The sequence below is a fragment of the Thalassotalea sp. ND16A genome (assembly GCF_000764205.1).
Lineage (GTDB): Bacteria > Pseudomonadota > Gammaproteobacteria > Enterobacterales > Alteromonadaceae > Thalassotalea_A.
This window is the reverse complement of record NZ_JQDZ01000043.1, coordinates 1-21,109: the sequence shown is the minus strand read 5'-3', so window position 1 is coordinate 21,109 and position 21,109 is coordinate 1. Positions and strand designations below refer to the sequence as shown.

The 21,109-nt window shown below is 43.8% G+C and carries 24 protein-coding genes; 11 read left to right on the top strand and 13 right to left on the bottom strand.

Features of this window, described 5'->3' with window-relative positions; all coding sequences use genetic code 11:
* Window positions 1-431 precede the first annotated feature (431 nt).
* The 3 genes from ND16A_RS11690 to ND16A_RS11700 all read left to right on the top strand — a co-directional run bounded on the left by ND16A_RS11690 (window position 432) and on the right by ND16A_RS11700 (window position 2,684).
* Entirely contained in the window at window positions 432-1,181 is a 750-nt protein-coding gene (locus tag ND16A_RS11690) for an electron transfer flavoprotein subunit beta/FixA family protein (RefSeq protein WP_033077155.1), read from the top strand.
* Window positions 1,181-2,107 (top strand): electron transfer flavoprotein subunit alpha/FixB family protein, encoded by a 927-nt coding sequence (locus ND16A_RS11695; RefSeq protein ID WP_033077114.1) that lies wholly within the window; start codon window positions 1,181-1,183, stop codon window positions 2,105-2,107. Before ND16A_RS11690 ends, ND16A_RS11695 begins: the two co-directional genes overlap by 1 nt.
* A 241-nt stretch (window positions 2,108-2,348) precedes the next feature.
* Complete coding sequence (locus ND16A_RS11700; RefSeq protein WP_033077113.1) at window positions 2,349-2,684, top strand: translation initiation factor; 336 nt, start codon at window positions 2,349-2,351, stop codon at window positions 2,682-2,684.
* Window positions 2,685-2,731: 47 nt separating this feature from the next.
* On the opposite strand, the gene ND16A_RS11705 is transcribed toward ND16A_RS11700, so the two are convergent.
* The 9 genes from ND16A_RS11705 to ND16A_RS11745 form a co-directional block, all read right to left on the bottom strand.
* Window positions 2,732-3,343 (bottom strand): fumarylacetoacetate hydrolase family protein, encoded by a 612-nt coding sequence (locus ND16A_RS11705; RefSeq protein ID WP_033077112.1) that lies wholly within the window; start codon window positions 3,341-3,343, stop codon window positions 2,732-2,734.
* Window positions 3,344-3,414: 71 nt separating this feature from the next.
* Window positions 3,415-4,407, bottom strand: coding sequence for an amidohydrolase family protein (locus ND16A_RS11710; protein ID WP_033077111.1), 993 nt, complete (start codon window positions 4,405-4,407; stop codon window positions 3,415-3,417).
* A gap of 54 nt (window positions 4,408-4,461) precedes the next feature.
* Complete coding sequence (locus ND16A_RS11715) at window positions 4,462-4,998, bottom strand: 3-hydroxyanthranilate 3,4-dioxygenase (RefSeq protein ID WP_052072988.1); 537 nt, start codon at window positions 4,996-4,998, stop codon at window positions 4,462-4,464.
* Window positions 4,999-5,013: 15 nt separating this feature from the next.
* Window positions 5,014-5,445, bottom strand: a complete 432-nt coding sequence (locus ND16A_RS11720) for a RidA family protein (protein ID WP_033077153.1) — start codon at window positions 5,443-5,445, stop codon at window positions 5,014-5,016.
* A gap of 70 nt (window positions 5,446-5,515) precedes the next feature.
* On the bottom strand, window positions 5,516-6,316 hold the full coding sequence (locus tag ND16A_RS11725; protein WP_052072987.1) for a 2-keto-4-pentenoate hydratase: 801 nt from the start codon (window positions 6,314-6,316) through the stop codon (window positions 5,516-5,518).
* 52 nt (window positions 6,317-6,368) lie between these two features.
* Window positions 6,369-7,478 (bottom strand): 4-hydroxy-2-oxovalerate aldolase, encoded by a 1,110-nt coding sequence (gene dmpG, locus ND16A_RS11730; protein WP_052072986.1) that lies wholly within the window; start codon window positions 7,476-7,478, stop codon window positions 6,369-6,371.
* Between the two features lie 9 nt (window positions 7,479-7,487).
* Window positions 7,488-8,507, bottom strand: a complete 1,020-nt coding sequence (locus ND16A_RS11735) for an acetaldehyde dehydrogenase (acetylating) (RefSeq protein ID WP_052072985.1) — start codon at window positions 8,505-8,507, stop codon at window positions 7,488-7,490.
* On the bottom strand, window positions 8,507-9,367 hold the full coding sequence (locus tag ND16A_RS11740; RefSeq protein WP_052072984.1) for a 2-keto-4-pentenoate hydratase: 861 nt from the start codon (window positions 9,365-9,367) through the stop codon (window positions 8,507-8,509). Before ND16A_RS11740 ends, ND16A_RS11735 begins: the two co-directional genes overlap by 1 nt.
* Window positions 9,368-9,464: 97 nt before the next feature.
* Complete coding sequence (locus ND16A_RS11745; protein ID WP_033077110.1) at window positions 9,465-10,943, bottom strand: 2-hydroxymuconic semialdehyde dehydrogenase; 1,479 nt, start codon at window positions 10,941-10,943, stop codon at window positions 9,465-9,467.
* 428 nt (window positions 10,944-11,371) lie between these two features.
* On the opposite strand from ND16A_RS11745, the gene ND16A_RS11750 reads away from it, so the two are divergent.
* From ND16A_RS11750 to ND16A_RS11770, 5 genes are all read left to right on the top strand, one after another.
* A complete protein-coding gene (locus ND16A_RS11750) occupies window positions 11,372-12,685 on the top strand; it encodes an MFS transporter (RefSeq protein WP_033077109.1) in 1,314 nt (437 codons plus the stop codon).
* Between the two features lie 132 nt (window positions 12,686-12,817).
* On the top strand, window positions 12,818-13,630 hold the full coding sequence (locus tag ND16A_RS11755; RefSeq protein ID WP_033077148.1) for an aspartate dehydrogenase: 813 nt from the start codon (window positions 12,818-12,820) through the stop codon (window positions 13,628-13,630).
* 76 nt (window positions 13,631-13,706) lie between these two features.
* Window positions 13,707-14,183: a VOC family protein gene (locus tag ND16A_RS11760; protein WP_052072983.1), complete on the top strand. Its 477-nt coding sequence runs from the start codon at window positions 13,707-13,709 to the stop codon at window positions 14,181-14,183.
* Window positions 14,184-14,224: 41 nt separating this feature from the next.
* Complete coding sequence (locus ND16A_RS11765) at window positions 14,225-14,959, top strand: sulfite exporter TauE/SafE family protein (RefSeq protein WP_033077108.1); 735 nt, start codon at window positions 14,225-14,227, stop codon at window positions 14,957-14,959.
* A gap of 11 nt (window positions 14,960-14,970) precedes the next feature.
* The gene (locus ND16A_RS11770; protein WP_033077107.1) at window positions 14,971-15,279 is read left to right on the top strand and encodes a 2Fe-2S iron-sulfur cluster-binding protein; all 309 of its coding nucleotides are present in this window, start codon (window positions 14,971-14,973) and stop codon (window positions 15,277-15,279) included.
* Between the two features lie 11 nt (window positions 15,280-15,290).
* Here the strand turns inward: ND16A_RS11770 and ND16A_RS11775 are convergent, their stop codons facing one another.
* From ND16A_RS11775 to ND16A_RS11785, 3 genes are read right to left on the bottom strand one after another with little or no spacing between them, the layout of a single operon-like run.
* Window positions 15,291-16,577, bottom strand: a complete 1,287-nt coding sequence (locus ND16A_RS11775) for a hypothetical protein (protein ID WP_033077106.1) — start codon at window positions 16,575-16,577, stop codon at window positions 15,291-15,293.
* Entirely contained in the window at window positions 16,577-16,858 is a 282-nt protein-coding gene (locus ND16A_RS11780; RefSeq protein WP_033077105.1) for a DUF2249 domain-containing protein, read from the bottom strand. The genes ND16A_RS11775 and ND16A_RS11780 overlap by 1 nt, the downstream gene beginning before the upstream one ends.
* 19 nt (window positions 16,859-16,877) lie before the next feature.
* Window positions 16,878-17,315, bottom strand: coding sequence for a hemerythrin domain-containing protein (locus ND16A_RS11785; protein WP_033077104.1), 438 nt, complete (start codon window positions 17,313-17,315; stop codon window positions 16,878-16,880).
* Between the two features lie 320 nt (window positions 17,316-17,635).
* Here ND16A_RS11785 and ND16A_RS11790 point away from each other — a divergent pair, with 320 nt between their 5' ends.
* Window positions 17,636-18,175, top strand: coding sequence for a 3-hydroxyanthranilate 3,4-dioxygenase (locus tag ND16A_RS11790; RefSeq protein WP_033077102.1), 540 nt, complete (start codon window positions 17,636-17,638; stop codon window positions 18,173-18,175).
* Between the two features lie 355 nt (window positions 18,176-18,530).
* Here ND16A_RS11790 and ND16A_RS11795 read toward each other — a convergent pair whose 3' ends face one another.
* Complete coding sequence (locus ND16A_RS11795; protein ID WP_033077101.1) at window positions 18,531-18,845, bottom strand: hypothetical protein; 315 nt, start codon at window positions 18,843-18,845, stop codon at window positions 18,531-18,533.
* Between the two features lie 417 nt (window positions 18,846-19,262).
* Between ND16A_RS11795 and ND16A_RS11800 the strand changes: the two genes are divergently transcribed.
* Both ND16A_RS11800 and ND16A_RS11805 read left to right on the top strand, forming a co-directional pair.
* Entirely contained in the window at window positions 19,263-19,637 is a 375-nt protein-coding gene (locus ND16A_RS11800; protein WP_033077100.1) for a BlaI/MecI/CopY family transcriptional regulator, read from the top strand.
* Window positions 19,630-20,829 carry a M56 family metallopeptidase gene (locus ND16A_RS11805; RefSeq protein WP_033077099.1) on the top strand — a complete coding sequence of 400 codons (1,200 nt, stop codon included), beginning with the start codon at window positions 19,630-19,632 and terminating at the stop codon, window positions 20,827-20,829. Before ND16A_RS11800 ends, ND16A_RS11805 begins: the two co-directional genes overlap by 8 nt.
* The last annotated feature ends 280 nt before the right edge of the window (window positions 20,830-21,109 follow it).

The following is a 21,109-nucleotide window of genomic DNA, read 5'->3' as shown; positions in this document are numbered from 1 at the left end:
TTAACATTGACGTTTTGTAATCGGCTTAGTAATCTTTCGCCCATGAAATAAATATACCCGTCAGCATTCAAGATGCCGGTTTCAGAGCGCTTGAGCGATTCCAATTCAAGGCGCATCTATACAGTAATGGTTATTCCCTTACAAATAGATGGAACGAAGAAGTGGGATTGCTCAAACGCTTCTTCGATGGGTTTAAAAGTGATTTATGCAGCGCTATGAATTTTAACAATGGAATAACCATTCTCTAAATTTAATACCTTGCCTAAATCACTTTAAATTCCCACTGAAACCCGGCACTTTGAATGTTGACGGGTATTTACATTAAATCAGTTTTAAACAACAATTTCAAACAAGTGTTTGACTATTGTCTACAAATAGATAAAATACCGAACAACAAGTTAAATGACTTTGGTAAAAAATTAGAGGTTGCTATGAAAGTACTAGTTCCAATCAAGCGCGTAATTGACTATAACGTCAAAGTTCGTGTTAAGCCTGATAACTCAAACGTTGACTTAACCAACGTTAAAATGGCAATTAATCCATTCTGTGAAATCGCGGTAGAAGAAGCTGTTCGTTTAAAAGAAGCTGGCATAGCTACTGAAATTGTAGCCGTGTCTATTGGTGACAAGTCTTGCCAAGAACAACTACGTACAGCATTAGCACTAGGTGCTGATCGTGCGATTCAAATTGATACCGACCAAAATTTAGATTCAATTAACGTTGCCAAGCTGTTGCAAAAAGTTGTTGAAGAAGAACAGCCACAATTGGTATTACTCGGTAAGCAAGCCATTGACTCAGACAATAACCAAACTGGCCAAATGTTAGGTGCATTAACTGGCATGCCACAAGGTACTTTTGCCTCGATCGTGAAAGTTGAAGGCGATAAAGTTAACGTTACTCGTGAAGTAGATGGCGGTTTACAAACTGTTGCTCTTAATCTTCCAGCTATCGTGACTACTGACTTACGTTTAAACGAACCACGTTACGCATCGCTGCCTAACATCATGAAAGCGAAACGTAAGCCTTTAGCTGTTAAAGCCGCTGGCGATTTTGGTATCGATTTAAGCCCTCGTACGACTTTGATCAAAGTAACTCCTCCGGCCGAACGTCAAGCCGGTATTATTGTTGAGTCAATCGACGAGTTAGTCGAAAAATTAAAAAATGAAGCGAAGGTGATCTAATGTCTATTTTAGTAATTGCAGAACATGACAATGCAAGCCTTAAGGCTGACACATTAAAAACTGTTGCAGCTGCGAGCGCAATTGGTGGCGATATTCACGTACTAGTTGCTGGTGCTAACTGTGCTGCAGCTGCAGCTGATGCGGCTAAAGCTGCTGGGGTTAGCAAAGTATTAGTTGCTGACAACGCTGCTTATGAAAACCAACTTGCGGAAAACGTAAGCTTATTAATCACTGAATTAGCGGGCGACTACGGTCACATTTTGGCCAATGCTTCAACAACGGGTAAAAACTTTATGCCACGTGTTGCCGCTTTATTAGATGTTGCGCAAATTTCAGAAATTATCGCAGTAGAAAGTGCCGACACTTTTGTTCGCCCTATTTACGCAGGTAATGCTATTGCTACCGTGCAATCTTTAGATGCAACTAAAGTTATCACTGTCCGTGCAACGGGTTTTGACGCTGTTGAAACTAACGGTTCTGCTGAAGTTGTTGCCCTAAGCAATGCCACAGATGCTGGTACTTCTAGCTTTGTTGGCGCTGAACTTACGGTTTCAGAACGTCCTGACTTGGGTGCAGCGAGCGTTGTTATCTCTGGTGGTCGTGGTATGCAAAACGGCGAAAACTTCCATCTTCTTGATGGTATTGCTGACAAACTTGGCGCCGCTATTGGTGCTTCACGCGCTGCGGTTGATGCAGGTTTTGTTGCAAACGACATGCAAGTTGGTCAAACGGGTAAAATCGTTGCCCCAGATCTATACATCGCGGTAGGTATTTCTGGTGCCATTCAACATTTAGCCGGTATGAAAGACTCTAAGGTTATTGTTGCTATCAACAAAGATGCTGAAGCGCCTATCTTCCAGGTTGCTGACTACGGTATTGTAGCTGACTTATTCGATGCCCTACCTGAGTTAGAAAGTAAATTATAAGATTTATAATTTATGCTGAATTGATTTCAGCACCTTAAGCATAAAATCTAATCTCCCCAGATTATTAAGAAACCAGCCAACAGGCTGGTTTCTTGTTATTTGCCGCTGAAAATATCGAGTGCGTTACCTTGTTAATCTTGGTTATAATAGCCTGAACTCGGGATAACCAGCACTTGCTTAATCAAATTGGTATAAGGCCATTTTTCCGAATTCAGGTTATAGGTTTACAGGAATTATCACTATGTCATCGTTACAAGATCAACTATCGCAACTTGTTTATTCTACCGACGGTGGTCGTGTCAAAGAAGCAAAAGCAGAGCAAGCCATTACCCCATCCGATGGCTTTGCCCAGGTACGTCGTGAAACCAAAGGCCGCAAAGGCAAAGGCGTAGTCACCATTACTGGCTTAGGATTAGATGCAAAAGAGCTGAAAGTTCTGGCCAAAAAACTGAAACAAACCTGTGGCACAGGCGGTACCGTTGTTGGTGAAGTAATCGAAATTCAAGGTGATAAACGTGATGTCATTAAAACCGTATTGGAGAAAAACGGCTTTAAAGTGAAATTTATCGGCGGCTAATCATTTATCATCAAGAAGGTAAACACCTTCTTGATGATTCAGTGCGGCTATTTCGCCTGCCAACTATGGGCTAACAGTTGTTCATTGCCAGCTATCACTTTCGCGGCAAATGTAGCTCCAGGTTGAATAACCCCAACCCCTTTCGGCGTACCTGTCATGACTACATCGCCATCTTCCAATTCGATAAAGGTTTGCAATTCGTTGAGAATGTCATCGGGTTTATACATCATTAACTCAACACCGCCAGATTGGGCGACATCTCCGTCAATACTGAGCTCTAAAGACAATGACGCATCAATGCGGTCAATGGCGACAAAGTCGGAAAACACGGCAGAGCCGGTAAACGCTTTCGCCCGCTCCCACGGCAAGCCCTTGGCTTTTAATGTTGATTGTAAGCCACGTTTGGTTAAATCCAGGCCAAAACCAACGGCGCTAAACTTGCCTGCTTGATAAACAAAACACAATTCACCTTCAAAATGTAATGGTTCTTGATGGTAAGAATTTAGTTCATTGCTTATCGCCGAATTGGGCTTAATAAATACCACCATATCATCAGGGATTTCATTGCCCAACTCATGGATATGGTCGACGTAATTTCGACCAATACAAACTAGTTTTGATGGTGTTACTGATTTACCAGCAACTTTAATACTGTTCACTACGTTCTAATTCCTGTCTCAATGAAGGTTAAGGCGAGTACTATAACATACTCTTTTAGCCACTCTGGAGCTTAAAGGTTAAAGAACTCCATCGCATTTAAGCCCATTATTTTTCGTTTGGCACTATCGCTTAATACTTTGTTTTCTCTGACTAAAGTACCAACACGTTGCTCGCCCAACGGGAATGGTGAATCCGAGCCAAGTAATACTCTGTCTTCGCCCATAACATTCGTCAGTAATTGCAATGACTCGTCAGAGAACACGGCAGAATCAACAAAGAAACGGTCAGTGTAAGACGAAGGCAGATTGGGACAATCTTGGCGAACGATGTCGCGATGACGCCAGGCATTGTCTACTCGTCCTAGCTGGAAAGCAAAACTGCCGCCGCCATGGGCAAAACATAATTTCAAGTCTTTGGAAATACGCTCGAATGCACCCGATAAAATAAGCGATAAAATCGATAACTGAGTTTCTGCGGGCATTGCCACCAACCATTGCAGCATATATTTCGGCATTCTGTCGCCACCTAGCATATCCCAAGGGTGAACAAGTACAGAAATATTCTCACTGGCACAGTGTTGTAAAAACGTTACTAAGCCTTCATCATCCAGGTTTTTATCACCGACGTGGTTGCCAATTTGCACGCCTACATGGCCGTTTTTGGCGGCGCGAGACACTTCTTCACATGACTTATCAATATCTTGCAATGGCACTTGCGCCAGGGCTTTTAAGCGATTGTTATCGTGGCTACAGATATCTAACGCTAAATCGTTAAATATCTTCGCACACTCGTGCGCCTCTTCCGCTTTTTTTGCATAGGCAAACAATAGCGGTGTGGCACACATCACTTGAATATCAATACCGTCACGGTCCATTTCTTCTATGCGTACCGCCGGATTCCAGCAAGCTTCGTATACCGGACGAAAATCTTTATCGCCAAGCATTAACATCGCCTTACCTGGCTCGGTATGGCGCATCCAGGGCCATTCGCCTCCGCCAAATTTATTGGCGAGATCTGGCCATTGTTTCGGCAAAAAGTGGGTGTGCATGTCTACTATACTCATGATACTTCCTATGTTTTATGCAGTGTAAATTTATGTGTGTTTCTTGTGTTGCTATTACGCCGGGTGAATTGCCGCACAGCTCGGGCAGGTACGCAGCGACTCATCGCTGGCAAATGCTTTAAACACAGGTTGTAAATCTTTTGAGATATTTTTTAATACCATCTCGGCTCTATGCACCAGGTGATGACATTCCTGGCAATACCATTCAAACGCATCTTTTTCCCCCGGTGGACGTTTCGGTTCAATCACCAGACAAATACTGCCCTCTTCCGGACGTTGTGGAGAATGGCGGACAAACGGTGGCAATAAGAAAATATCACCTTCTTTTAAATGCACTTCTTCCGGGCCATTTTTGGTCATCACTTTCAGATAAGCATTACCTTTCATTTGGTAAAAAAATTCTTCTACCGGATCAACATGATAGTCATAACGTTCATTGGGACCGCCAACCACGGTGACCATCAAATCGGCATCTTCCCAGACCAGTTTATTGTTCACTGGTGGCTTTAATAAATGCTGATGATCTTTGATCCATTGTTGAAAATTAAAGCCGGCTAAGCTGCTGACATTGTCGATTAATTCGTTACTCATCTTGCTCTCCCAAAGCTACAGTGGTTTATAGGCCACGACTTTAATTTCAATTAATAAATGCGGGTGTGGTAACTGGTGTACCGCCACTGTGGTACGGGCCGGACCCGACTCATCAAAGTACTCGCCATATACCTGGTTGTAACCGGCAAAATCGTTGATGTTCACTAAGTAACTGCTCACTTCGACCACATTGGATAAGTCCGCACCGGCCTGTTGCAAGATATCACTGATGTTATCGATAACCGCGCGGGTTTGGGCTTTGATTGATAAGTTGGTGGCGCCCATTTCGTCCACTTCAACGCCAACAAAACTGTTATCGGGTAAGCGTGAGCTGGTACCGGAAACATAGATGAAGTCGCCAGCGCGTTTGTAATGGGGAAAACGGCCTCGCGGTTTCGCTTTGCCTTTGATCACCTGGCAATCGCTGCTTGCTGTATTGTTAGTCATGGTTTTACCTTTTTTTGTAAACGGAGATTTAACCGCTAAATTAAACTCTTTGATTTTAATCTTTGATAAGTTAAACAACGCTAAATTCGGCAACGCCTAATTTTTCACAATGCAATTTCACATGAACACCCGGTGTCAGTGCTTGTGCAGCAGTTGCTGCCCCGGCTAATACAATAGAGCCTGCAGGTAATACCTTGCCAGCTTCACCGGCAACTCTTGCGGCGGCAGCAAGCGAACGGTAAGGGTTGCCTAAAATTGCGGCACTCGAACCTATTTGCACTGCTTTGCCGTCAAATTCCATCACCATGCCAAGGTTTGACAAATCCAGCCCGGCTTGTTGCCAGGCACCGATGGTAAAGCCCGACGAAGAACAGTTATCGGCAACAACATCTTCCAGCGAAAACTTAAAGTTGTTGTAACGTGAATCAATAACTTCTAATGCTGGTGCCACCGCTTCCACCGCAGCCATGACTTCGGCCAGGGTAACGTTACCCGATAAGGGCTTTTTCAATAAAAAGGCGATCTCAGGCTCGACTCTTGGGTGGATAAACTTATCAAGAGCAACTTCGCCGCCCTCTTCAATAAACATTTCATCGGTTAATGGGCCCCAAATCATGTCATCGACCCCCATTTGGATCATTTTGGCGCGGCTGGTAAAGCCCATTTTAATGCCTACTTGTTGCTCTCCTCGCGCCAGACGACGACCAAGAGATTGGTCTTGCACATGGTATGCTTCGGCCAAAGATAACGGATAGCCTTGTTCCGATAATTGCATTATTGCTCGCGCGTGAAACGCCGCATCGTCTACCTGTTTGGCTAACACACTGATTTTTTCATCAACGCTATGGTTTGAAAGTTTTAAATTGCTCATGGTTTAGTTCTCTTTATTAGGGTCTGATTTGTACCGCAAAGATCAACAGCCCCTAGGCTCGTTGCGAAATACTGTGGTTAGTGTGTGCTTGTTTATCTAGTTGTTTTTTACGCAACAAATCCAGTGCCACATCAACGATCATATCTTCCTGGCCACCGACCATTTTACGATCGCCGAGCTCAACTAAAATCTCGCGGGTATCTAAACCGTAAGTAGCCGCTGCCTTTTCGGCATGACGTAAGAAGCTTGAGTACACGCCGGCATAACCTAGTGATAATGTTTCTCTGTCTACTTGTACCGGCCGGTCTTGCAACGGACGAACCAGATCGTCAGCAGCATCCATTAACGTGTATAAATCAGTGCCATGATCCCAGCCAAGGCGAGATGCCGCAGCAATGAATACTTCTAACGGTGCATTACCGGCACCGGCTCCCATGCCTGCCAATGAGGCATCGATACGAGTAACGCCATGTTGCGCAGCAACGATGGAATTAGCCACACCAAGCGATAAATTATGATGGGCATGAATGCCTAATTCAGTTTCTGGTTTTAATATTGCTTTGTAGGCTTTTGCTCTGGCGGCAATATCGTCCATATTCATCGCGCCGCCGGAATCGGTGATATACACACATTGGGCGCCGTACGATTCCATTAACTTGGCTTGCTGAGCCAGCTTTTCCGGTGAGCTCATGTGCGACATCATTAAAAAGCCACAAGTGTCCATGCCCAGTTCGCGCGCATATTCAATGTGCTGTTTGGCAACATCGGCTTCGGTACAATGGGTGGCAATACGTACCGAACGTACGCCAGAGTCCCAGGCCCACTTTAAATCTTCTTTGACCGCAATTCCGGGCAAAATCAACGTGGTTAATTTGGTGTGTTCAATCACGTCGCTCACGGCTTCTATCCATTCTTTATCGGTGTGAGCGCCAAAGCCATAGTTAAAACTTGCGCCGCCCAGTCCATCGCCATGAGCGACTTCAATGGCATCGACACCGGCTTTGTCTATGGCCTTGGCGATCGCTTGAACATGATCGATGGAGTACATGTGACGAATGGCATGCATGCCATCGCGCAATGTAACATCCTGGATGTATAATTTTTTGGCATCTGTTGCCGCTGCAATTGCAGTTTCTGATGATGAATTAGTTAACTTGCTCATAATAATTCCTTACGCTGGGGTGCCAGCCGCTAATGGGGCAACATCCGCTTTGCTAAACTTGATGTCGGCAATTTTTTCTGCGGTGCCAAGGGCGGCAGAGGTCATGATGTCCAGGTTACCGGCGTACGCTGGCAAATAATGGGCTGCGCCTTCGACTTCCAGGAAAACTGCCGATTTAAGGCCAACAAAATCCCCGTAGCCCGGAATGTGCAATGGTGCATCAGCCTCAAAACGTTCAAACTGCACTTGCTGTTTTAATCGATAGCCTGGTACGTATGACTGAACCTTGGCGGCCATTTCTTCAATTGATGCCTGAATTTCAGCTTCGCTGGTACCGGCTTGTTCTGGTAATTCACTTAATACCAGGACAGTGTCCCGCATCATCATTGGCGGCTCCGCCGGATTCATAATAATAATCGCCTTGCCTTTGGCGGCACCGCCCACTTGCTCAATGGCACGAGAGGTGGTTTGAGTAAACTCATCAATATTGGCACGAGTACCAGGACCGGCCGATTTTGAAGCAATGGATGCGACGATTTCAGCATAATGGACCTTGGCCAGTTTACTGATAGCGGCCACCATAGGGATAGTTGCCTGACCGCCGCAAGTTACCATATTGACATTGGCTTGCTCCGGGCTTTGTTGCAGGATTTGCTCAAGGTTCACCACAGGTACGGTGTATGGACCAATCGCTGCTGGCGTTAAGTCGATCACTTGCTTGTTATGACGTTGTAATATTTCATTGTGATGCTGGTGAGCGTAGGCAGACGTTGCATCAAAGACAATTTTAATGTCGTCAAACTCGGCCAAATTAACTAATCCTTCAATACCTTCATGGGTAGTCGCCACGCCAAATTTTTTCGCTCGTGCCAGGCCATCTGAATTTTCATCAATACCTACCATAGCCGCCATTTCCAGCGTGTTTGAAGTGCGTAAGATTTTAATCATTAGATCGGTGCCAATGTTGCCGGAACCGATGATCGCCACCTTGGTTTTAGGTGAAGTAGTTTTAGTTTGAGAACGTGCCATTATGCTTGCTCCTCAGAGTTATTCGTTTCAGTACTGCTTGTATGACTGGGGGAAAATGCCACAGTGACCGAGCCCAAACCGGAAATTCGCGTTTCTACCACATCACCGGGAGCAACTTGTACCATAGGACCTAAAGCCCCGGTTAAAATAATATCGCCAGCTTTTAATGGCGAGCCGTTTTGCACGAAGGTTTTGGCTAACCACACTGCCGCGTTTAACGGGTTGCCTAAACACGCCAGGCCAGCGCCAGTTGAAACTTGCTCACCACGACGTTCCATCACCATGCCGCAGAGGCGCAAATCGATGTCTTTTAGATCTACCGGTTTACTGCCTAGTACAAACAAGCCAGATGAAGCATTATCGGCGATGGTATCGACAATATTGATATCCCAATTGGCAATACGACTGCCGACAATTTCGATCGCCGGTAAGGCATAGGCGGTGGCGTTGATAATATCGACCACAGTTGGCTCGTTTACGGTAATATCGTGTTTTAGAACCAGCGCAATTTCCGCTTCGGCTTTCGGTTGCATGACTGCATCTAAGGCAACGGTTTCGCCATCACCAATAAACATATCGGCATATAGCACGCCAAAGTCGGGTTGATTGACCCCCAATTGGCTTTGTACGGTTTTAGAAGTCAATCCAGCTTTTACGCCAACGGCGCGACGACCTTGTTGTTGAAAATACTCGGTATTGAGTTGCTGTACTGCATACGCCGAGGCTAAACATTGCGCCGGCAGTAAATCGCGAACGGGCTCACAAGGTTGTCCTTGTTGATGCGCGGTGCGTATTTGCAGCGCGGCTTTAATGACATTCTCGTTTACTGCGAGACTTGTACTAGCTGTTGGTTGACTCATCGCTAATTCCTAATAATGACTAATTTTTTTGCTAATTCTGAAAACAGAAATAAAATATTTGTTTCGGTATTGGTTACGGTAATTATTTGCTATCGGCTTAAAGCTTGATGCAAATGTTGGTTGGCTCTGAATAGAAGTTCAGTGAATGAACTCCGCCTTCGCGGCCAACACCAGATAATTTCATGCCACCAAATGGGGTGCGCAAATCGCGTAAGTACCAGGCATTGACCCAACAGATACCCACGTCCATTTGTTGGGCAACTCGGTGGGCTCGTTGTAAGTTTGTGGTCCACACGGTTGCTGCCAGGCCATATTTGCTATCGTTGGCCATGGCGATGGCTTCATCTTCATCGTCAAATGGGGTAATGTGGCAAACCGGTCCAAATACCTCTTCTTTGACAATCTTGCTGTCTTCACTCAAACCGGTAAATATCGTCGGTTGAACAAAGGCACCATTATCACGAACATCGTTAAACACGGGATAGCCACCACCAGTAACTACCGTGGCGCCGTCAACTTTTGCGCTGTCAAAATAGGACAGTACTTTGTCGCGATGCTTATGAGAAATTACCGGCCCCATATCCGTGTCTTCATCTAACGGCCAGCCGATTTTTATCGCCTCGGCTTTGTCTTTAAGGGCGGCAACAAACTTATCGAATATTGCGCGTTGTACATAAAGGCGCTCGGTACATAAACAGACTTGTCCGCCATTGGTAAACACAGAGCGAGCCGTACCGGCTACCGCTTCATCGAAATCACAATCGTCAAAAATAATGCCGGCATTTTTGCCACCCAGTTCAAACGATAATGCTTTTACGCCATCGGCACTGGCTTTCATAATGGCGGAACCGGTACTCGATTCGCCAGTGAACGTCACTGCATCGACGCCAGGGTGCGTTGTTAAAAATTCACCGGCCGATTGATACCCAAAGCCATGCACCAAGTTAAATACACCGCCAGGAATACCGGCGTCATGCATCACTTCGGCTAACAAAGTCGCTGTGGCCGGAGTTTCTTCGGATGGCTTGGCAATAATGGTATTGCCGGCGGCCATAGCAGGGGCGAGTTTCCAGGTCATCAGTAATAATGGTAAATTCCACGGCGCGATAACGGCAACCACACCAAGCGGTTTATTTACCGCGTAATTTAATGCCCCCTTACCATCTGGAGTATCGGTATGAAAACAATCGCTTGATTGAGATTTGACCATGTCGGCAAAGATGCGAAAGTTTGCCGCCCCTCTGGGGATATCAATGGTGCGTGCCTGAAATAATGATTTACCGGTATCGGCCATTTCAGCAGCAACAAATTCATCAAAGCGTGCTTCAATGCCATCGGCCACTTTATGTAACAAGGCACAACGCTCATCCATAGTCATCTTGCCCCAAGGACCATGCAGTGCCGCATGAGCCGACTTCACCGCGGTATCTACCAAGGCAGAATCAGCTTCAGCAACATGATTAATAATGCTACCGTCTACCGGGTTAATATTTTCAAACAGCTTATCACTGGCTGTAAACTCGCCGGCAACGTAGTTTTTTAAAATAGAACCGGCATGGGGTATAGTGGTATTCATTCAATGCTCTCTTGGACAGTTTTTGCGAATGAGTTCACTTTACGTAACCACGCCATAATATAAAAATAATATTTAACACCTCACCTATAACCAAAAAGTTATAGCCAATGGGTTTTATCACGGCCAGTTTTTACGGTATGCTAAAGAAAAAAACAGCAACGTTAGTCGCCTACATAGCGGGTTAGTTAAAATTCCACGACCGTCCGGCAACAGGCATTTTCATTGGCATTTACTAAAATTTCTAGATTTTAATCGGGGTAACATTAACGCTAAGTGGCGACTTTAAAGAGCCAACGAACGGTAAAATTAGTGAATAAAACGACAAAAGGCTATCTCAGTTAAATTATAGTTAACGACAAAATAGATACTTGACAGCTACCATGTATACAATTAGTTTAATTTGCATCCAGACAAATAACGAGGTGAGCATGTCCAGTGAAACTTTAGAAACACCAGCAACAGAAGAGATAGAAACAACAATGCAAAACAAATCGATTTTTTATGGTTGGTGGATAGTGTTAGGCACTATCGTTGGCCTGTCATTTGGCTATAGTGTAATTGCCATGTCATTTGGTACGTTTATTAAAGAATTTGAGAGCAGCTTTGGCTGGAGCCGGGGCCAAATATCGATGGGCGCTACGGTTATCGGCATTACTGCCATTATCTTCTTCCCTTACGTCGGCAGCCTGGTGGATAAATATGGTGTCAAGAAAATCATGGTACCTTCGACCATCGCTTTTGCCTTCACCATGGCATCGATGTCTTTGCTGACCCCGTCAATTTGGCACTTGTACGCGATGTGTATCTTAATTCCAGTGATGGGTGCGGGTACAGCGCCATTAACCTATTCGAGAATCTTGGTTAGTTGGTTTGATAAAAAACGTGGCTTAGCCTTAGGTATCGGTCTTGCTGGCGTTGGTGTCGGCACAACGATAGTGCCACTAATCGCCTCTTATTTTATTGATTTATACACCTGGCGCGAAGCCTATGTCGCCATCGGTGTGTTAATTTTGGTATTGGTATTACCGATCGTACGTTTTGTCTTTAAAGAACAGCCACAAGATCTTGGTTTAAACGCAGATGGCGTTAGTAATGAAGCGAAAGAAAATAGTGAAACAGTAGCTAACTCCGGCGAAAAAGTTGGATATAGCGCAAAAGAAGCATTAAAACAAAAAACCTTCTGGTTAATGTTCGCATCCTTTTTAATCACCGGTTTAACCACGTCAACGGTACTGGTGCATTTGGTGCCGATGATGATGGATCAGGGCTTAACGTTAAAAGAAGCGGTAGGAACTTTTGCTTATTTAGGTATGTCGATTGTTGGCGGCCGTTTACTTGCCGGCTATTTAATGGATAAGTTTTTTGCCCCATTTGTGGTCGTGTTTTTCATGTTTGGTCCGGTCATTGGTCTGGCATTATTTGCTATGGGTGCCACTGGCCCGGCAGCAGCTGTGTGTACTGGCTTGATCGGTATCGCCATTGGTGCTGAATTTGATGTTATGGCATATTTTACCAGTCGCTATTTTGGCCCGCGCAGCTTTGGTGCTATATACGGTTACGGCTACTCAGGTTTTAAACTCGGTGCCAGTATCGGACCACTAATTATGGGTATCGCCTATGATGTTACCGGCCGTTATACCGAAGTGCTCTGGTCAATGTCAGGCATAATGATCATCGCCTGTATTCTCATCTTGAGGATGGGCAAGTACCCAGAATTGCCGGTTAGAAAAGCCGAACAGTAAGTAAACTCCCAGGACCAAGGATAACCTCTGTGATTATCTCTTGGTCCGCCACTTCACTATGTATACAAACAAGTCATTTTATATACATGTATGGAATGTGATATTAATAGAACAAATAAGATTGAAACCATTATGAACAGAACATTAAAAGTAGGCATCGCCGGTTTTGGCACCATTGGCCAGGTAGTTGGTCAAGCCTTAAACGATGGCATGGACGGCTTAGAATTAACGGCAGTGACCTCTGGTAACCTTGACAAAGCAAAGTCTAATTTAAATGGCTATGCTAAATCAGTGGCGGTTGTCGCTGCTGATCAATTAGTCGATCTGGTTGATGTTATTGTTGAATGTGCCCCAACCACTGCATTTATGAGTGTTGCCGAGCCAACGCTGAAACAGGGTAAAATTTTAGTCACGGTTAGTGGCGCGGCAATTTTACAACACCCGGGAATTGTCGAAACAGCAAAAGCCAATGGTGGTCAAATTATTTTGGCAACCGGTGCCCTGCTTGGGCTTGATGCCGTAAGAGCCGCAGCCGAAAGTACCATTCACTCGGTAAAAATGGTGACTCGTAAGCCACCAACATCGTTAACCAAAGCAAAATTTATCATCGAAAATAACATTGATATTTCCAACCTGAGCGAGCCTTTGCAAGTGTTTAAAGGCAGTGCCCGCGAAGGTGCCGAAAAATTTCCATCAAATGTAAATGTTGCTGCCGCACTAGGCTTAGCCGGTGTGGGTGCCGATGAAACGCAATTAGAAATTTGGGCCGACCCAACAAAAACACGCAACACTCATTACATCGACGTTGACGCCGACAGTGCCAGTTTTTCATTAACCATTGAAAACGTACCGACGATAGAGAACCCCGGAACCGGCCGAATTACCGCATTAAGTGTAATTACCGCATTGCGTTCAATAGCAGCGCCAATACGAGTTGGCAGTTAACAACCATTAACCCTCACGCTGAGGCAAAGTTATTACTCGGCGTAAGTAACAAATTTAGAAATTAAGGACACAAATTATGTCAAACGAAAGCAATAGCCAAACCATAAGTAAACCAGCAGAACCAATTAAACTAAAGCATTTGGCCATGGCATCTGCCGATCCAGACAAAAGCCGCGACTTTTTCATCAACGTATTGGGCTGGTCCGTTGCCGGTGTGGTTGCCAGTCGTAATGCCAATGGTTATTACGTAACCGACGGTAATATTAACCTGGCCATTTTAAACTTTAAGAATGGTCCTGCAGCCGGTAAAGAGTTTCCACAAGGGTATGTCGGTTTGCATCACATCGGCTTCCAGTGTGATGACATTGAAGCTATGGTTGGCGATTTCCAGTCAAATGGCTATCAGCCAAGACACGATGTAAATCTGGCCCAGGGCCTAGGGAAAAACCCGGCGAAAGATAACGCCGAGTACAAAATGAATGGCCCGGAAAATATCATGGTTGATATTTCAGAGCGTGGCTGGGTTGGCACGCAAACTTATAAAACACTTTAATGGAAAACTGATTCGGCTCAGTAACTTATGGTCAATGACTAATGCTCAATGAATTAGGCCTATTTGTTATCACCCTACTCACTTCTACCCTAGCCGGTATTTGTGCCATGGGTGGTGGCATGATTTTAGTGCTTATTTTGCCATTTTTTGTGCCGGCAGCCGCGATCATTCCGGTGCATGGCATTGCCCAGTTGGCCAGTAACTCATCCCGACTAGCCTTGTGTTTTGCTGCGATTCACTGGCCATTGGTAAGGCAATTTATCCTGGGTGCGTTTGTTGGCACCGCGCTGTTTAGCACCTTCTTGCTCAATATCTCCAGTCAGTACTTGCCGTTGTTTATTTCCGGCTATTTATTAATCAGCCTGTGGGTAAAAGCCATAGACAGATGGTTGAGTAAATTGGAAAGCTTTTATGTAGTTGGTGCGTTGCAAGCAGGTTTTGGTTTATTGGTTGGTGCACCAGGACCAATAACGGTAACTTTGCTTTATAAAAAGCTGGACAACAAAGATGAAATTATTGCCACCGCATCGCTGTTGATGGGCATAACAAATTTGAATAAGGTCTTGGTGTATACCTTGATTGGTTTTCAGTTTTCCCCTTACTGGCCATTAATCCTGGCTTGCATTTGTGGCGCTACCTTAGGCTCCATATTGGGCAGCAAGTTACGTAATAAAATATCGAATCAGCATTTTATGCCGTTATTAAAAATTCTCCTGACGGTACTGGCTTTAGTCACCGCGACTAATAGTGCCGCTAAGTTAATATCATCAATATGAAGGAAAAAACCATGACTAAAATCACTTTCATTGAAGCCAATGGCAAGCACAAAACCGTAGAAGCGGAAAATGGCCTGAGCTTAATGGTGGCGGCCATGGAAAACAACATCACTGGCATACCAGCCATTTGCAATGGCTGCTGTAGTTGTGGCACTTGCCTGGTGGAGTTTTCTAGAGAAGATTTGGCGTTAACCTCAACCAAGTATTTTGGTGAAGAACAAGTGTTAGAAAAACTGAAAAACTCGAATTCAAAGTCGCGATTGGCGTGCCAGGTGATCGTGAGCGACAAACTTGCCAATAGCAGGGTGCAGGTAATTTAATGCCAAGTTGATTAACGGTTTTCGATTTGCTTTAAGGTGGCGTTGTACAAACGTTTGCAGCGCACCAGCAAGGTCAGTAACCAGAAAAACTCCAGCCCAAGAGTTAGTGCCAAGAGCAGATAGAATTGATTGAAAACCAGGGTAAGCAATAGCGCTAGAGCTGAGAGTAAATGCAGATAAAACAGCATATTGCCGTGCTTTTTCGGTAAGAATTGGTGCATGTTAGGCAGTAATGGCATCAGTGAAAAATCGAGTAAACAGCGTTGCTGTAAGTGGGTATAAGATAAAAACGGCATAATTTTTAATAACATGCCGAGCATGATAGAAACCACATAGAGATAGATCACCAGCGCCGTCAGTAGCAGGGTTTGGTTTTCCATTCCAGCTACCGATAATAGATTCTCTCCCAGACAATAAAGCACAAATACACTTATCATCGCCAGCGTAGACAGACGCCAGAAATTAACCGTAGCATCGGGGATTTTGCGTTTGCGTAAGCTCAGTAAATAACATAAATAACCAATAAAAATGCTATTTGATAGCAACAGCAATAACACCAATATCTGCACTTGTGCTTGGCCGAAGAACAGCACCAGCAACAGGCCGAGAATAAGCATGGGCAAATAGCGGCGAATGCTGGCATTAAATTCCGGCGCGACATGAAACATCGGAATAATTTGAAAGCTGACCGCAATGAGCAACAAGCCAATCCAACCGGCGATGCCCCAAATGGCATGCAGATCGGTAATAAATTTATCAAACGGGATGATCTGCCAGCCTAAGTTTCTCGCCAACATCAATAAGCCCAAGACTAAGGTGACTAGCAACGCCAACACGGCAAAGCGAATGGCAAAGATGCTGCTGCCCTGACTTAATTTTTTCGCCAACACCCAGCCCAGGGCAATCAGATAAACACCAAAGCCCATCGCCAGAAAGATCATTGCCGCGACTTTTAATGTCGCAAGGGGTGAGATAAATCCAGCGATTAAACAAGCCGTACCAACGACATGCAGCACGAGAAAGGTGTTGGCAACTAACTTAACTTTCGGTATGCCGATCCCGCCAATCACCGGCAGTATTTGTAACATTGCCCCCATCATTACGGTAGTAATAAAGCCGAGGGTAAAACAATGGGTGATCGCCAGCATATGCGGGTGCCAGCGGCTTTGCCACACCTCAGGCCCTGAAAATGCCAGCAAAAATGCAGCAACCAAGGCAAACAGCACTGCACAGATAAAAAAGCGATAGACAATACTAATTGCCGGCAGAGACGAAAAGTTAAGGCCGCTCAGGTTCATTATAAATCCGAGTATTTCTGGTTTAAGTGCTGACTTAGCTGTTGCCTAAACTTATCGTGATCTGTCTGCCGATAGATATAAATATTGAATTGGTTTTCTTTGATACGTTGGCACTGATATGCCCAACCCGCTTGCGCCAGTTTTTCATATAGAGGAAATGGTTCACGCCGATGAAACACCTTTAAATACTGCCAGGGTTGCAATTGCGCCAATGCCGTTAAAACTTTGGTCATTGGCTCTGGTGGTTCCAGCTCACTCACATTTAAATCAACTTGCTGCATTAATGTTACCTATTCAACATTAATCACAATGCTGTTTTAGTTGCGCAGTCAGTTGTTCAGTGTCATTTATATTTTGCTGACACATCGGGTAAAGCATCATTTCTTCTTTCATATTATGTTGTTGCATTAACACCATTAGGGTTTCTGAAAAACCCAGAAAGTCTTCGCTGTTTTGCTCGGATAAAGATGTGTTTAACGATTGCACCAGACCACGCATCTGCTCATGTTCCATGCGCATCACTTGCGTAGGACCCGAGGTCATGCCTGTTGCCTGCTCAAACTCCGGAAATAAAATGGTTTCTTCCGCTTGCAGATGCAGTTCAAGTTCAGCAACAAACAATTGCCACTTTTGTTCGGCCAGGGCCCAGTTACTTTTAGCAACTTCCGCTTCTGCCTCGGCAAAAATATCATCACAATGACGATGTTTATCTGTCATATAATCTGGGATAGCGTTCATCTTTAATTCCTATGCGTTCAAGTGTTAGTAACGTCATTTTAACGGCCTGACATGTGCTTACTTTGACCTACATTAATAAATGTTAAATTTGCGTTAATAATTATCTCGAGTGCCGGTTCATTTACTGCTGTTAACTGCAATTTTGCCACCAACAAGACATAACAAAAACAGTATAACAAAGACCAAAACCATAATATTTCAGTTAATGCAATATTGATCCAGATCAAACTTTATTCGCCTAAAGCTTTCTATAGTAGTTGCGTACGAACAATTAACCTTGTTTGAATTTTAACGATTATAGTGAGTTTTAGGAGAAGATTATGGCCATGCCAAAAGCATTGAATTTACCCAAATGGATCAAAGACAACGAGCACATGTTAAAGCGACCTCCGGTAAATAATGAACTAATTTTCAAAGATGCCGAGATGATGGTGATGATGGTAGGCGGCCCAAATGTGCGCATGGACTATCATTGCAATCCAGTAGAAGAATTTTTTTATCAATTGAAAGGCGATTGCTATCTGAACTCGTTTGACGAAAACGGTGAGCCATGTGAGATCCACATTAAAGAAGGCGAAGTATTACTCTTACCTGCCGGCACCCTGCACTCACCACAACGACCCGATGCCGACAGCTTAGGCCTAGTAGTAGAACCGGCGAGACCAGAAGGTGAACTCGACCGTTTACAGTGGCATTGTCCAAACTGTCATAATGAGGTTTATCACGTAGAAGCTAAAATTCTGTCCATCGTTGAAGATTTGCCAAAAGTCTATGACGTTTTTCACAATAATATGGAGGCCAGAACGTGTAAAAAATGTGGCAGCATTCATCCCGGCAAAGAAAAGCCAAGTAGCGAATAGCAATTATATTAAGTTTTTGCCATGCTTTTGGCCAACAACCTGACATTCAACCCTTAATGTCAGGTTGTTGATAAGCAAAACAGCGACTTAGCAGTTAATATTAGGGTCTGTTGATCTTTTCTGTGCATTTTTGCAGCGTTTAGGCATCATTTTAGCAAGGCATCGCTTTTTGTCGTGTGGTGATCCACATAAAAAAAGCAGAAACGCCGCAAAAATGATGCCTAAACGCTGCCCTTCGGGTTCAAACAGGCGAGCTTTGCTCCGCGTTATGGCTCAATCATTTGGAACAACCAAACTTCTATCGCCATGCCTTGTTCAAAGCTCGCCTGTTTGAACAAAATTTGTACCGCAAAGATCAACAGACCCTTGTCACTTTAACTGAGTATTCTGGCCGTATATTCCAACTTTGTTTTGCTTTATTTCTTGCTCTTATCAACATAAACCAAACAAAGAATATTGCCGTTAAACACTTCGATAACAGCGCAAACCAGATAGGCAGGTGTGCCGAAAGATCTATCAGCACGCCATCATTGGGGTATAGCCCAACACCAAGAAGAGACGGAATACGATACCAGTAATAACAAATGACTGCAGCGGTGGCGAACCCTTGATCTAATAAGCTAATTTGTTTTTTTAACAGTCGCTTGCGTAAATACAAATATAGCGACATGGACAAAGTTCGACTCCTGTATAGGTTATATTTCACTTTCGCAACATCCGCTTCTGCTTTGGCAAAAATGTCATGACAATTGCGAGGCTATCGTTCAGATAATCTGGGATAGCATTCAGTTCAATTCCTATAAGTTCAAAAATTGTCAAAACTCAAATTGATTCTATCGCCATTGCCATTTCCACCTTTGATCTAGGTTAATAAATGATCAATCGAGGTTATTTATTAACCTTGTTTACTGATGAAATTAGCAATTGCCCATGCTTACATCTCCTCGAATATTGAAAAACGATGAGTGATTTCAAAATTCGTCAGCTTTAAATAATCACTTAGATCTAAAATTTAACTTGCCCTTAATGATTACATGTGTAATCTTATTGTAATTACAAATGTAATCGTTAATGAGTTGATTGAAAAGTGATTGAAATAAGCAAAGCAGAATTTGAAGTATTAGAAGCACTCTGGCAAAACCACCCGGCCAGTGCGAGTGAAATCATCGCCCGCTTAAACGAGGCGAAAACCTGGCATGATAAAACCGTTAAAACCTTATTAAACCGGATGGTAAAAAAAGGCGCGATCAGTTTTGAAAAACAACAACGCCATTATTTGTATTCACCATTGCTTGAAAGAGAAACTTACACCTACAAAGAAGGCAGCAGCCTGATAGAGCGTTTTTTTGGTGGCAAAATTGCCCCGCTAGTTGCCGGTTTTGCCAAAACTGAGAAGCTATCGAAAGGCGATATTGACGATCTTAAAAAAGTGATCGCCCAGTGGGAGCAAGATAATGGTTGATTGGCTAATTGATCAGCAACTCACCATCTCAATATTACTGTTGTTGTTGATTGTTGCTGAGCGCAAACTGATCCCCTTCGTTGGGGCAAAATTTTGTTATGCACTTTTTGCTGCAATTCCGTTAGCCCTGATTATTGGCAACATTCCAGAAGCGGTTAAACCGCAACTCAATACGGAAATCAGCCAGTACATTGTTGCCCTTAGTAATGGCAGCACAATGATCGAAAGCAGCGTTAGCTGGCTGGCAATATGGCTGCTAGGTTGCGGCGTAGTGATAATGTTATGTCTGTATTCTCACTACCAACTCTCGCTGGCCAATTCACTGCAAGCGGTGAATAACCTGCAAGCACAAATACAGCTGCCGTCGGCATTAAAAATTTATCAGAGTGACAAAGTGGCAAGTCCATTATTAGTGGGGCTAGTTGGCCAGAAACTTATCCTTCCACAAAATTTTCAACAATTATATAGCGCCAGGCAATTGGCCATGATTATTGAACATGAAGTTTGTCACTTTCAACGAAAAGATACACTGTGCAATCTCATAGCCCTGTTACTTATCAGTCTTTTTTGGTTTAACCCTTTAATTTGGTTAGGTTATAAAAGTTTTAGACGATTGCAGGAAGTATCGTGTGATGAGAATGTATTAGCCAATAAAAATACCAAAGACAAAATTCAATACGGTAAAGCCATGCTATTAAGTATCGAAAATAGTAACAACCAACTTTACACCCATACCCACTACACAGAGAAACAAACTATGTTAAAACGATTAAACTTTATTAAACAACAACAACACAACAAGCCTTTAGTCAAAGTTGCCGCAGTGGCATTGATTGCAAGTTTATTAGGTGGCATGGCGGTAGCCCACGAGCCGAGCAGCAGCAAAGCCGAACACGTTGCCCCAATTACGCGAGTTGAGCCAGTGTATCCAAGTGCAGCGGTTGAGCAAAACTTAAATGGCTCAGTAGTGTTGCAGTTTGATATTTCCTCTGCAGGTAAAGTAGAACATGTAATAGTGATTAATGCCGAACCAAAGAAAGTTTTTGACAATGCCGCAAAAATCGCCTTGCGACAATGGCAATACCAAAGCTCGACTCATGGCGTGAAAAATCAATTGGTGCAACTGGACTTTGTTGCCAAAGGGACGGAAAAACCGGCTGATTTAATAGAGCGCATTAAAGTCACAAAATAGTTTTATGTCACAAGAAGAGCGTATATATCATGAGTATTTAACTGATGATATATGCGCTCTTTTTGCTAGACAGCGGTTTTCACCAACAATACCAATTTGATTAAGTATGTGATCTACTTTTTCATGAGGAAAAACGGATAAATACAAGGCATAAAATTTAGTAAGTAGTTATTCTACTTATAAATTTTATAACGCAGTAGTTATTCGTTTTAACCATTAAAAATGAGCAGATATTTAATCAACTTGGTATATATCAGCCTTCACTAACGGAGCCGGATTT